Source organism: Enterobacter sp. N18-03635 (genome assembly GCF_004006055.1).
GTDB lineage: Bacteria > Pseudomonadota > Gammaproteobacteria > Enterobacterales > Enterobacteriaceae > Enterobacter > Enterobacter vonholyi.
In genome coordinates, this window is sequence record NZ_CP034769.1 from 2,701,080 (window position 1) to 2,713,433 (window position 12,354).

Consider the following 12,354-nt stretch of genomic DNA (forward strand, 5'->3'; position numbering starts at 1 on the left):
TTGTGCCATGACCGTACAGTCACCCGATCTGATCAGCGAACTTTTACGCGGCATGCGTCTTTCAGGCGTGAAATATCGGCGGATCCAGGCCAGCGCGCCGTTTGGCGTCGCGTTTCATCAGGCGCCCGGCCGGGCACAGTTTCATTTTGTGAGCCACGGTAGCGCCCTGCTGCGCATGGAGAGCGGTGCAACGTTCGAACTGAGCGGTGGCGACGCCCTCTTTATTCCCGGCGGGAATTCCCACGCCCTGCTCTCTGACGAGCAGGCCACCATTACGCCCATCAACGCCTTCCCGAGCGAGCCTATCTGCAGCTCGGTGTGTGCTATCACCTGCGAGCCCTGCCCGGAAAGCGAGAACATCCTCATCTTCAGCGGGTGCATGGATTTTGAGCTGGGCGGGATGCAGCCGCTGATCAAAGCGATGCCGGAAGTGATGATGGTCAGCCGGCTGATGTCCACCTGGCCGGAAATTCATCCGCTGCTGGCGGCGATGGAGCGGGAATCCGCGGCGCGTCAGGCCGGGTATGCCGGGATCCTTGCGCGCCTTGCCGATGTGGTGGCGGCATTAATCGTGCGCGGCTGGGTTGAAGGCGGCTGCGGTAAAGCCACCGGCTGGGTGCAGGTTCTGCGCGACCCGCGCCTGAGCCGTGCCATTTACGCCATGCACCAGCAGCCAGGCCTGAACTGGACCGTCGCGGATCTGGCAAAAGAAGCGGGCACGTCCCGCTCCGTGTTCGCCGAACGGTTTCTGGCCGCGACGGGAACCACTCCGGCAAAATATCTCAGCGAGCTGAGAATGCGGCTGGCGATTCAGTACATTCGGCATGAAAATCAACCCATTGAAACCGTCGCCCTGCGGCTGGGATACGGCTCTCTGGCGGCCTTCAGCCGGGCATTCAAGCGCATTATTGGACATGCGCCGGGCACGCTGCGGGAAGCCAGCCAGACCGCGGAAGAGGTCTGAAAGACCGGCAATATTTAACGCGAAGCGGGCAATATTCGTCTAAGGTTTTCAGGTGATTGACAACAGCGGTCACGCTGTTTAGTGAAGACAGGAGACGAACTGATGATAAGACCTCGTACACTACGCCCCGCGTTTTTGCCCCTTGCGTTAGGCGGCGCGCTGCTCGGCGTAACGACACTGGGATATGCCGACGATAGCCCCGCAGCCCAGACAACCTCACCCGATATTTTGCTGGGCCCTCTGTTTAACGATGTGCAAAGCGCCAAACTGTTTCCCGATCAGAAAACCTTTGCTGATGCCGTCCCCAAAAGCGACCCGCTGATGATTCTGGCGGACTACCGAATGCAGCACACGCAGTCCAGCTTTGACTTACGCCACTTTGTCGAGATGAACTTTACGCTCCCTGCGGAAGGGGAAAAATATGTTCCGCCTGCTGGACAAAGTTTACGTGAGCACATTGACGATCTCTGGCCCGTGCTGACGCGCACCACCGATAAAGCCAGCAACAAATGGGATTCCCTTCTGCCGTTACCGAAACCTTACGTTGTGCCTGGCGGACGTTTCCGCGAGGTTTACTACTGGGACAGCTATTTCACCATGCTGGGCCTGGCAGAGAGCGATCATTGGGACAAAATCAGCGACATGGTGGATAACTTTGCCTATGAGATTGACACCTTCGGCCACATTCCCAACGGCAACCGCAGCTATTACCTGAGCCGATCCCAACCGCCGTTCTTCTCGCTGATGGTGGAACTGCTGGCAACGCACGACAGCGATGCGCTGAAGAAGTATCGTCCGCAGATGGAAAAAGAGTATGCCTACTGGATGGACGGCGTCGACGCCCTTCAGCCGGGCCAGGCCAACAAGCGCGTGGTGAAGCTGGACGACGGCGCTGTCCTCAACCGCTACTGGGACGACCGCGATACCCCGCGTCCGGAGTCCTGGCTTGACGATGTGAATACTGCCAAAAGTAACCCTAACCGACCCGCGACCGAGATCTATCGTGATTTACGTTCCGCCGCGGCCTCGGGCTGGGACTTTAGCTCCCGCTGGATGGACGACCCGCAAAAGCTCGGCACCATCCGGACCACCAGCATTGTTCCCGTGGATCTGAACGCCCTGATGTTTAAGATGGAAAAACTGCTGGCGCGGGCAAGCCAGGAGAGCGGCGACGCCGCCAGCGCAAGTAAATACGAAGCGCTGGCTACGGCGCGTCAGAAAGCCATCGAGAGCCACCAGTGGAATGATAAAGAGGGCTGGTACGCGGATTACGATCTGAAGAGCAAGAAGGTACGCAATCAGCTCACCGCCGCAGCCCTGTTCCCGCTTTACGTGAAGGCGGCGGCGCAGGATCGTGCCGATAAAGTCGCCGCGGCAACCTCGTCGCGCCTGTTGAAACCGGGCGGGATAGCGACCACCACCGTAAACAGCGGCCAGCAGTGGGATGCGCCAAACGGCTGGGCTCCCCTGCAATGGGTGGCTGCGGAAGGGCTGCAGAATTACGGGCAAGAGAAGGTCTCGATGGACGTGACCTGGCGCTTCCTGAAGAACGTTCAGCATACTTATGACCGGGAAAAGAAACTGGTTGAGAAGTATGACGTGTCGACCACCGGTACGGGCGGCGGCGGCGGCGAGTATCCGCTGCAGGACGGCTTCGGCTGGAGCAACGGCGTGACGCTGAAAATGCTGGATCGGGTCTGCCCGAAAGAGAAACCGTGCGACAGCGTGCCGGAGAATCGGCCTGCGGCGAATGATGAGGCTGCGCCGGTGAAAGCGACGGCGCAGTAAGGGAGTATTGCCGGGTGGCGGCTACGCCTTACCCGGCCTACATTTTGAACTTACAGGGAGTTACCTAGAAGCTGTAACTCGCCCCTAGCTGATACGTCCTGTCACGCCCAATCCAGCAGTTGGTCGCATCGTAGCAGGTCAGCGTCTCTTTGTTGGTAATGTTCTGCGCGCTGGCCTTAAGCGTCAGCCCTGCCAGCGAAGGCAGGATCTCGCCCATCCGATATGAAGCCGCCAGATCGTACTGGGTGGAGCCGCCCAGCTTACCCGCGTCGTTTGCCGGAGAGATTTCCATCGGACCGGTGTAGCGGGCGCCTGCGCCCAGCATCAGCCCTTTCAGCGCGGTGTTCTCAAAGGTGTAATCCCCCCAGAGGTTAAAGGCATTCTCCGGCACCTGCGTCGGACGTTTACCTTTGTACTTGTCATCTTCCCTGTTGATCGCGTGGGTGTACGCGTAGTTGGCAATCAGCGTCAGGTTGTCCGTCGGACGGCTAATGGCGGAGAGCTCTGCCCCTTTAGATTCCACTTCCCCGGTCTGACGATAGTTCAGGAAGCCCGGATCGGAGGTGACGACATTTTTCTGACGGATGTTAAACACCGAGGCGGTAAAGGTGGTGGCGTAGTCGGCCAGCAGATATTTCACCCCACCCTCCACCTGCTTGCTGGTGGTCGGCTTAACGTCTTTCGCCACGAGCGTGCCCTGCGGCGACACCGGCGCAAAACCTTCGGAATAGCTGATAAACGGCGAAATCCCGCTATCGAAGGCGTAAAGCGCACCCAGGCGCTTGGTGACGCGATCCTGCGACACCCAGGCTTTATCACCGTTTTGCAGGTAGTTGGTGGTGACGGAGCGGTAATCGTCGTAGCGCAGGCTGCCCAGCAGGTTGAGACCGCCAAACTCTACCTGATCCTGCAGGTAGTAACCGTTTTGCTGATAGCTGAGGCGGTTTTTCTGGGCGGTATAGAGCCCCAGCGCGCTTTCCTGGATTTGCGAATAGTCAGGATGCCGCATATCGATACCCGGCGTGGTCGACGCGTAGCGGTAGTGGAAGTGGGAGTTCAGCTTCTGGTAGTCAAACCCGGCCAGCAGGTGGTGTTTCCACTCGCCCAGCGCAACGGTTTTGGTCACCTGGTTATCAATGTTGAAGCTCTGCAGATCTTCATCCGTGGTGTAGGCAAAGCGGTTGAGCTGATAGACCTCGCTTCCCGTCCCCGTTGCATAGACGCTGCGCTGATGGGTATCGACATCAAAATAGCGAGCCTTCTGATTAAAGCCCCAGCCGCTGTCGAACTCATGTTCAAAGCTGTAGCCCAGCATCCACTGACGCTGCTTAAAACCGCTCCACTCATCACCGGCGTAGTCGCGCTTGCCCGCGTATTTTGAGCGCAGGTAGGCGAGCGGCAGCGGGTTAGACGGCGTCAGGCTCGGGGTGTTTTGCGCCAGCGCGTCCAGGGTGAGGCGGGTTTTGCTGTCGGGTTGCCAGGTAACGGACGGGGCAACCAGGTAGTTTTCATACCGGGTGGTGTGCGGCTGATCGTCGTTTTCCGTGGCTTTGCCCAGCAGACGGTAGTTCCAGTTGCTGTCGGCAATCTGCCCGGTTGAATCGAGATAGCCCTCTTTCAGATTACGGTTTCCGGTGTTAACGCCGATTTCGGTTCGGGCTTCACGCTGCGGTTTTTTGCTTTGAATATTCACCAGCCCGCCCGGCGAACCGCCGCCGTAAAGTACCGATGAGGGGCCTTTCAGGATATCAACGCTGTCAATCAACAGCGGATCGATTCGCGCTTTGGTATTGCCGGTAACGTTATAGGGCAGCTGCAGCCCGTTGTAGAACTCCTGGTCGACGGTAAAGCCACGAATTTTGTATTCGCTCATGTATGACGTATTCCCCCGCACCTCGGTTGAGACGCCCGGAGCATAGCGCAGGATTTCATTCACGGAATTCGCATGACGCTTTTCAATTTCCGGCGCAGAGACGGCCGTGATGACCTGCGGCGTTTTACTTTCGGCAACGGCCGATTTCGTGGCGCTGTTCGTCCAGGCAGGCAGCGCGCTGCCCTGCTCTGAGCCGGTGACGACGATAGTGGATTCTTCGGCTAATGCCGGAACATGCAGTGCGAGCGTGACGGCGCCTGCCAGGGCGCATAGCGTAAAACGTGAGGTATTCATAATGTCGTCTTGTTGTCAGATGCGATACGGAACGACAATTATTATCATTTAGATTAACAAATCAATACGCAGGCAAAAAAACGGCCCTCCTCAGAGAGCCGTTTATGTGAATTTATGCTCGTCGCAGTAACCTGAATATGCCCAGCACCACAATGGCACCCACGACAGCGACCAGAAAACTGTGCAGGTCGAAACCACTTATGTTGCCTCCAAAACCAAACATCGTCGCCAGCCAGCCGCCCACAACCGCACCAACGACCCCGAGTACACAGGTCAAAATAAAACCGCCGCCATCGTTTCCCGGCATGATCAGTTTAGCGATAGCGCCAGCAATAAGACCAAAGATAATCCAGGCGATGATACCCATAGCGATGCCCTCTTGCAGGTTTAACGCATGCGCAGAAAACCTTCTGCACAGCTAATTTAAGTATAGGTCATCGCCGGAAAACCATTTTCATCTCACCGACTTATCTTTGGTTAAACAGACAAAAAAAACTCACCGGTTTGTATTAAGTTTCATTGCAGATTGCCGATAACGCTAAGACAGTCTGTCATCAATCAAGGAGCCATCCGGCGTGAGTCATTACAGTGAGCAGTTCCTCAAGCAAAATCCGCTGGCTGTATTAGGGGTATTACGCGACCTGCAAAAAGGTGAAGTGCCGCTGCGCATCAGCTGGTCGAATAATCAGTTCATCAGCAAGATCCTTGACGCCTCGCAGGATCGGCTGGTGATTGATTTAGGCAGTCAGGAGTACGAAAACCGCGCGGCGCTGAAAGCGGAGAACATCGCGGTGATGGCCGAAACGCAGGGGGCCAAAGTGGAGTTTGTCCTGTCGCGACTGGAACTAAGCGAATACCAGGGACTTCCGGCTTTTGTGACCCCCCTTCCGACCAATCTCTGGTTTGTTCAGCGTCGTGAATATTTCCGCATCAGCGCCCCGCTCCATCCCGCCTATTTTTGTAAGGCCAAAATGCCGGACAAAAAAGAGATCCGCTTTCGCCTCTTCGATCTGTCGCTTGGCGGCATGGGCGCACTGATGGATACGCCGAAACCCGACGGGCTGGTAGAGGGCATGCGGTTTACGCAAATTGAACTGGATATGGGTGGCTGGGGTCGCTTCTATTTCGATGCGCAGCTGATTGCCATCAGCGACCGCACCGTCGTGGACAGCAAAAACGAAACCATCACCACGCCGCGTCTGAGCTTCCGTTTCCTGAACGTCGGGCCCGGCGCAGAGCGTGAGCTTCAGCGTATTATCTATTCCCTGGAGCGGGAGGCGCGGGAACGCGCAAATAAAGTCCTGTGAAGAAATCGGGCAGCGTGACCGCCGCCCGTCTGCGGCATTACATGGCATCCATCGCTTTCTGTACCTTCCAGATATAACGAGGCGCCTGTGGTGCCGGATGATTTTTCGCCACGTGTTCAAAGAATTCGTCTTTGTCCATGCCGTTAATCTCTTCAATCGCCTCTTTGCGGTCAGAAGAGAAGGTTCTGAGCAACGCGCCGGCACCGTTAACGTAAGACACCACCAGCGCGTACTGCATCACCTCCGGATCCTTAATGCCCTTCAGCACGCCATGCTCCATGATACTCAGATAGGCCGTGCCCATTGAAATGTTGCGTTCCGGGTTTTTCAGCTCGCTGGTCGACGGCTGGCCGCTCCAGCCCATATAGCGGTAAACTTCTTTCCCCGCCGTTGACGCTTTAAGCTGCATCAGGCCCACCGCGTTGGATTTGCTGACGAGCGTGGGATTACCGCCTGACTCCACCGCAATGATCGCCGTGATGAGGCGCGGACTGACGCCCCATGCCTTCCCGGCTTGCTCACTGATCGGCATCCACTGCATGGCCCGCTTCACCGGCACTTCCGGGTTCCAGGGTGGGTTTTGATAATCATGTTTTGAACTACAGCCAGCGAGCAACACAATCAAAAAAGCAAACCATCTCAATTTCACGTCATCTATCCTTATAGCCGGTCATTGCGGTGCGCCGCTCTTGAAGCAGGCGGCGAATAAGCGGCATGATATAGACAATTAGTTTCTCATTCAGCAAGGATTTGCCATGTCTCAGTTTCATCTCATCGCGCCGTCGGGCTACTGCATTAACCAGGACGCGGCGCAGCGGGGCGTTCAGCGTTTACTGGAGTCGGGCCACCAGGTAGAAAATCAGACAATTATCCCCCGCCGCCAGCAGCGTTTTGCCGGTACCGAAGCGCAGCGGCTGAATGATATCAATAGTCTGGTGAGCCTGACGGGCGAAAACCGGATTGTGCTGGCGGTGCGCGGCGGATATGGTGCGAGCCGGTTACTGGAGAGCATTGACTGGCAGGGGCTGGCACAGCGTCAGCAGCAGGATCCGCTGCTGATCTGCGGCCACAGCGATTTCACCGTCATCCAGCTTGGGCTGCTGGCGCTGTATGACATTATCACCTTCAGCGGCCCAATGCTGGCCGGTAACTTCGGCGCACCGGAACTGGATGCGTTTACCGTGGAACACTTCTGGCGTGCGCTGCGCAATTCCACCTACAGCGTGGAGTGGAAAGGCAATGGACCGCACTGGGAATGTGAAGGTCAGCTCTGGGGCGGTAACCTGGCCATGCTGGTCTCGCTTATCGGCACGCCGTGGATGCCGCAAATCGAGGACGGCATTCTGGTGCTGGAAGACATCAACGAACATCCGTTCCGCGTCGAGCGCATGCTCTTGCAGCTTTATCATGCCGGTATTCTTGAACGCCAGTCCGCGATTGTGCTGGGCAGCTTCAGCGGCTCTGCCCCGAATGACTATGACGCGGGTTACTCCCTGGAAACCATGGTTGAGTTCATTCGCTCGCGGCTGGATGTTCCGGTCATCACCGGTCTGGATTTTGGTCATGAGCAGCAAACCGTGACCCTGGCGCTGGGGGCGCACGCCTCCCTGATCCACAATGATTCAGGCAGTCGGCTGACCATCAGCGGCCATCCTGTCATAAAGGCATAAAAAAGCCGTTATACCCCCTTAATAAAACGCTGTTGCCGTCGTTAATATGTTAGGGTTTTAGTAACAGCGTTAACATTGAGGTGGGAGTAAGAGAACATTGGATGCCGCAGCGATAATCAGCCTTTTCATTCTGGGTTCGGTCCTTGTAACCAGCAGTATTTTATTAAGTTCATTTTCATCGCGTCTCGGCATACCTATTCTTGTCATTTTCCTCGCCATCGGCATGCTGGCCGGCATTGATGGTATTGGCGGTATCCCATTCGATAACTACCCTTTCGCCTACATGGTGAGTAACCTTGCGCTGGCGGTGATCCTGCTGGACGGCGGGATGCGCACCCAGGCAAGCTCCTTCCGTGTGGCGTTAGGGCCCGCGCTGTCGCTCGCGACGGTTGGCGTGTTGATAACCTCCGGCCTCACCGGAATGATGGCCGCATGGCTTTTCCATCTCAACATCATGGAAGGTTTGCTGATTGGCGCGATTGTTGGCTCAACCGATGCGGCAGCGGTGTTTTCCCTGCTCGGCGGAAAAGGGCTTAACGAACGCGTCGGCTCCACGCTTGAAATTGAATCCGGCAGTAACGATCCGATGGCGGTGTTTCTCACCATCACGCTGATTGAGATGATTCAGCAGCACGAGACGGGCCTGAGCTGGATGTTCGTCTGGCATATCCTGCAGCAGTTCGGGCTGGGGATTGTTATTGGCCTGGCGGGGGGATACCTCTTACAGCAAATGATCAACCGCATCTCCCTGCCCGCGGGGCTTTACCCCCTGCTGGCGCTGAGCGGCGGCATTCTTATTTTTGCCGTTACCACCGCGCTGGACGGCAGCGGCATTCTCGCCGTCTATCTCTGCGGTTTCCTGATGGGCAACCGACCGATCCGTAACCGTCATGCCATTTTGCAGAACTTCGACGGCCTGGCCTGGCTGGCACAAATTGGCATGTTCCTGGTGCTGGGCCTGCTGGTTACGCCTTCGGACCTGCTGCCGATCGCCGTTCCGGCGCTGCTGCTGTCCGCGTGGATGATCTTCTTCGCCCGTCCGCTGTCGGTATTTGCAGGACTGCTGCCGTTTCGCGGCTTCAACCTGCGCGAGCGGGTCTTTATCAGCTGGGTGGGCCTGCGCGGCGCGGTACCGATTATTCTTGCGGTCTTTCCGATGATGGCCGGTCTGGATAACGCCCGGCTGTTCTTTAACGTGGCGTTCTTCGTGGTGCTGATTTCGCTGCTGTTCCAGGGAACGTCCCTCGGGTGGGCGGCGAAGAAAGCCAAAGTTGTGGTGCCTCCCGTGGGCTGGCCGGTCTCTCGCGTGGGGCTCGATATTCACCCAGAGAATCCTTGGGAACAGTTTGTTTATCAGCTGAGCGCTGACAAATGGTGCGTGGGGGCCTCGCTGCGCGATTTGCACATGCCTACTGAGACGCGCATTGCCGCCCTGTTCCGCGATAATGTCCTGCTGCACCCTACAGGCAGCACCCGCCTGCGCGAAGGGGATATTCTCTGCGTGATTGGCCGCGAGCGCGACCTGCCCGCGCTGGGCAAACTGTTCAGCCAGTCGCCTCCGGTGGCGCTGGATCAGCGTTTCTTCGGCGATTTTATTCTGGAAGCCAGCGCCAAGTTTGCCGATGTGGCGCTGATTTACGGCCTGGATGAAGGGCTGGAGTACCGCGACAAGCAGCAAACGCTGGGGGAAATCATTCAGCAACTGCTGGGGGCGGCCCCCGTCGTCGGCGACCAGGTGGAGTTCGCCGGGATGATCTGGACGGTTGCGGAGAAAGAAGATAACGCGGTCAGGAAAGTCGGCGTCAGGCCGATGGAAGATGAAGCGGAGTAGCGGTTTTTTTGCCGGGTGGCGCTAGCGCCACCCGACACTAATACTCGTTACACCGTCACAACCGGCACTCTCGGTGCCAGCGCGCACATCAATTCGTACCCCACCGTGCCCGCAGCGGCAGCAACGTCATCAATCTTAATTTCGTTACCCCACAGCTCGACCGGTGAACCGATGCCCGCCTGCGGGCATGGCGTCAGGTCAACGGCCAGCATATCCATTGATATGGTGCCCACCGTTCCCGTGCGAACCCCATCGACCCACACAGGCGTGCCGGTCGGCGCAATGCGTGGGTAGCCGTCGGCATAGCCGCCCGCCACGATACCAATCCGCTGCTCGCCCTTAGCCCGGTAGCGGCTACCGTAGCCCACCGTGTCGCCAGCCTTCAGGGTTTGCACACCAATGATTTCGCTGCGCAGGGTCATCACCGGCTTCAGGCCGCTGTTGGCGATATCCTGCCACTGGCCCGAGGGCGACGCGCCGTACAGAACGATCCCCGGACGCACCCAGTTGTAGTGCGCCTCGGGATGCCAGAGCGTGGCCGCCGAGTTGGACAGCGAGCGCGGGCAGTCCAGCCCTTCTGCCGCCTGCTCAATGCGGACCATGGCATCGGCAATGCCGTCCGGTTTTTCCGCGTCGGCAAAATGGGCCATCAGCGTCATTTCGCCCACGTTTTTCATGGCGCGCAGCTGCTGCCAGACCGTATGCACGCGCTCAGGCTGGAAGCCCAGGCGGTTCATGCCGCTGTTCACCTTGAGGTAAATATCCAGCGGCGCGTGGAGTTTCGCATCCTGAATCGCCTTAATCTGCCAATTGCTGTGAACGCTGGTGGTCAGCCGGTACTTATCCAGCAGCGGCAGATCGTCGGCGTGGAAGAAGCCCTCCAGAAGCAGTATCGGCCCTTTCCAGCCGCGCTCGCGCAGCAGAATGGCCTCTTCCAGGTTCAGGAGCGCAAAGCCGTCGGTGGCGCTCAGGGCGCTCCAGATACGGTCAATACCGTGGCCGTAGGCATTCGCTTTCACCACAGACCAGACGCGCGAACCAGGCGCCGCCCGGCGAACAATTTGCAGATTATCCTTCAGGGCCTGCAGGTTCAGCTGGGCCAGAACAGGACGGGACATAACAACTCCTTAGCTATGCGCGCCGTGCAGGTGCTGTGGACGCGACGGCGTAAACCCCGATTGATAGCGCGCGGCGCTTAAATCGTCAAACGGAATTGCCGGCGTGCGCCCGGAAATCAGGTCGCTCAGCAGCTGGCCCGATCCGCAGGCCATCGTCCAGCCAAGCGTGCCGTGTCCGGTATTGGTCCACAGGTTTTTAAACGGCGTGCGGCCCACGATCGGCGTGCCGTCCGGGGTCATCGGACGCAGGCCGGTCCAGAACGTCGCCTGCTCAACAAAACCTCCTCGCGGGAAGAGATCGCCCACGACCATCTCCAGCGTTTCACGACGCGGTTTCAGCAGTTCGGTGTTGAAGCCGACGATCTCCGCCATGCCGCCTACGCGGATGCGGTTATCGAAGCGGGTAATGGCGATTTTGTAGGTTTCATCCAGAATGGTCGACACCGGAGCGCCGCTCTCTTCTTTTACCGGAATGGTCAGCGAGTAGCCCTTCAGCGGGTAGACCGGAATATCGAGAATACCTTTCAGCATGGCGGTGGAGTATGAACCAAACGCCATCACGTAGGCATCGGCTTTGATCACCTCCTCGCCGCACTTCACGCCGTAAATTTTTTCCCCTTCCGACAGCAGCTTGTCGACAGAGGTGTTAAAACGGAATTTCACCCCCGCCTGTTCGCACATTTGCGCCAGACGCTGCGTAAAGAGCTGGCAGTCGCCGGTTTCGTCATTCGGCAGGCGCAGGCCGCCCGTCAGCTTATGCGCAACTTCCGCCAGCGCCGGTTCAACCTGGCCTAGCTGGCTGGCTTCCAGCAGCTGGTAAGGTACACCGGCATCTTCCAGCACGGCGATATCGCGGGTGGCATTTTCGTACTGCTGCTCGGTGCGGAAAAGCTGCAGCGTCCCGCCCTGGCGGCCTTCATACTCAATACCCGTCGACGCGCGCAGCGCTTTCAGGCAGTCGCGGCTGTATTCCGCCAGGCGCACCATGCGCCCTTTGTTCTCCATGTAGTGGCGGGTGTCACAGTTACGCAGCATCTGCCACATCCACTTGAGCTGGAACTGCGTGCCGTCAAGGCTGATGGCCAGCGGCGCGTGGCGCTGGAACATCCATTTAATCGCCTTCAGAGGAACGCCCGGCGCTGCCCACGGTGCCGCATACCCCGGAGAGATTTGCCCGGCGTTCGCCGCGCTGGTTTCAAGCGCAGGACCGGACTCACGATCGATAACGGTGACGTCATGTCCCGCCTGACTTAAATACCAGGCGCTGGTTACCCCAACGACACCACTTCCCAGTATGACAACACGCATAGCCACTCCATTATGTGCAAAAGAACAATCTTCTAATTACAGATTGATAACCTAGTTGAAAATATTATTCAACATACGACTTTTTTATGGTGACTTACCTCACACATCCCCCAGCATCAGGGGATAGTGCTAATTTGGGATCTCCTGCTGCGCGTTATTTTTAACCAGCATAAAATGCTGAGGGGCACCGTTTTTTTGCCG

10 protein-coding genes are annotated in these 12,354 nt (G+C 57.7%); 5 read left to right on the top strand and 5 right to left on the bottom strand.

Going from position 1 to position 12,354, the window contains the following annotated elements:
- Window positions 1-7: 7 nt before the first annotated feature.
- Window positions 8-964 (top strand): AraC family transcriptional regulator, encoded by a 957-nt coding sequence (locus tag ELK40_RS13600; protein ID WP_127731394.1) that lies wholly within the window; start codon window positions 8-10, stop codon window positions 962-964.
- A 102-nt stretch (window positions 965-1,066) separates the two neighbouring features.
- Window positions 1,067-2,752 carry an alpha,alpha-trehalase gene (locus tag ELK40_RS13605; RefSeq protein WP_127731396.1) on the top strand — a complete coding sequence of 562 codons (1,686 nt, stop codon included), beginning with the start codon at window positions 1,067-1,069 and terminating at the stop codon, window positions 2,750-2,752.
- Window positions 2,753-2,816: 64 nt separating this feature from the next.
- Here the strand turns inward: ELK40_RS13605 and ELK40_RS13610 are convergent, their stop codons facing one another.
- Window positions 2,817-4,919, bottom strand: coding sequence for a TonB-dependent siderophore receptor (locus ELK40_RS13610; RefSeq protein ID WP_127731398.1), 2,103 nt, complete (start codon window positions 4,917-4,919; stop codon window positions 2,817-2,819).
- Between the two features lie 112 nt (window positions 4,920-5,031).
- Entirely contained in the window at window positions 5,032-5,286 is a 255-nt protein-coding gene (locus tag ELK40_RS13615) for a GlsB/YeaQ/YmgE family stress response membrane protein (protein WP_008502662.1), read from the bottom strand.
- A gap of 208 nt (window positions 5,287-5,494) precedes the next feature.
- Here ELK40_RS13615 and ELK40_RS13620 point away from each other — a divergent pair, with 208 nt between their 5' ends.
- The gene (locus ELK40_RS13620; RefSeq protein ID WP_023312174.1) at window positions 5,495-6,226 is read left to right on the top strand and encodes a flagellar brake protein; all 732 of its coding nucleotides are present in this window, start codon (window positions 5,495-5,497) and stop codon (window positions 6,224-6,226) included.
- 37 nt (window positions 6,227-6,263) lie between these two features.
- Here the strand turns inward: ELK40_RS13620 and emtA are convergent, their stop codons facing one another.
- On the bottom strand, window positions 6,264-6,875 hold the full coding sequence (emtA, locus tag ELK40_RS13625; RefSeq protein WP_024909815.1) for a membrane-bound lytic murein transglycosylase EmtA: 612 nt from the start codon (window positions 6,873-6,875) through the stop codon (window positions 6,264-6,266).
- 106 nt (window positions 6,876-6,981) lie between these two features.
- Between emtA and ldcA the strand changes: the two genes are divergently transcribed.
- Both ldcA and ELK40_RS13635 read left to right on the top strand, forming a co-directional pair.
- On the top strand, window positions 6,982-7,896 hold the full coding sequence (ldcA, locus tag ELK40_RS13630) for a muramoyltetrapeptide carboxypeptidase (protein ID WP_127731400.1): 915 nt from the start codon (window positions 6,982-6,984) through the stop codon (window positions 7,894-7,896).
- A gap of 97 nt (window positions 7,897-7,993) precedes the next feature.
- A complete protein-coding gene (locus ELK40_RS13635; protein ID WP_111964781.1) occupies window positions 7,994-9,727 on the top strand; it encodes a potassium/proton antiporter in 1,734 nt (577 codons plus the stop codon).
- A gap of 47 nt (window positions 9,728-9,774) precedes the next feature.
- Here ELK40_RS13635 and dadX read toward each other — a convergent pair whose 3' ends face one another.
- Window positions 9,775-10,845, bottom strand: a complete 1,071-nt coding sequence (gene dadX, locus ELK40_RS13640; RefSeq protein ID WP_127731402.1) for a catabolic alanine racemase DadX — start codon at window positions 10,843-10,845, stop codon at window positions 9,775-9,777.
- A gap of 9 nt (window positions 10,846-10,854) precedes the next feature.
- A complete protein-coding gene (locus ELK40_RS13645) occupies window positions 10,855-12,153 on the bottom strand; it encodes a D-amino acid dehydrogenase (protein ID WP_127731404.1) in 1,299 nt (432 codons plus the stop codon).
- Window positions 12,154-12,354: the final 201 nt, after the last annotated feature.

What these genes read in the sequence shown, in the direction of transcription:
- ELK40_RS13615 (WP_008502662.1), bottom strand. Translation starts at nt 5,286, where the DNA reads ATGGGTATCATCGCCTGGATTATCTTTGGTCTTATTGCTGGCGCTATC.
- ldcA (WP_127731400.1), top strand. Translation starts at nt 6,982, where the DNA reads ATGTCTCAGTTTCATCTCATCGCGCCGTCGGGCTACTGCATTAACCAG.
- ELK40_RS13600 (WP_127731394.1), top strand. Translation starts at nt 8, where the DNA reads ATGACCGTACAGTCACCCGATCTGATCAGCGAACTTTTACGCGGCATG.
- dadX (WP_127731402.1), bottom strand. Translation starts at nt 10,845, where the DNA reads ATGTCCCGTCCTGTTCTGGCCCAGCTGAACCTGCAGGCCCTGAAGGAT.
- ELK40_RS13645 (WP_127731404.1), bottom strand. Translation starts at nt 12,153, where the DNA reads ATGCGTGTTGTCATACTGGGAAGTGGTGTCGTTGGGGTAACCAGCGCC.
- ELK40_RS13605 (WP_127731396.1), top strand. Translation starts at nt 1,067, where the DNA reads ATGATAAGACCTCGTACACTACGCCCCGCGTTTTTGCCCCTTGCGTTA.
- ELK40_RS13610 (WP_127731398.1), bottom strand. Translation starts at nt 4,919, where the DNA reads ATGAATACCTCACGTTTTACGCTATGCGCCCTGGCAGGCGCCGTCACG.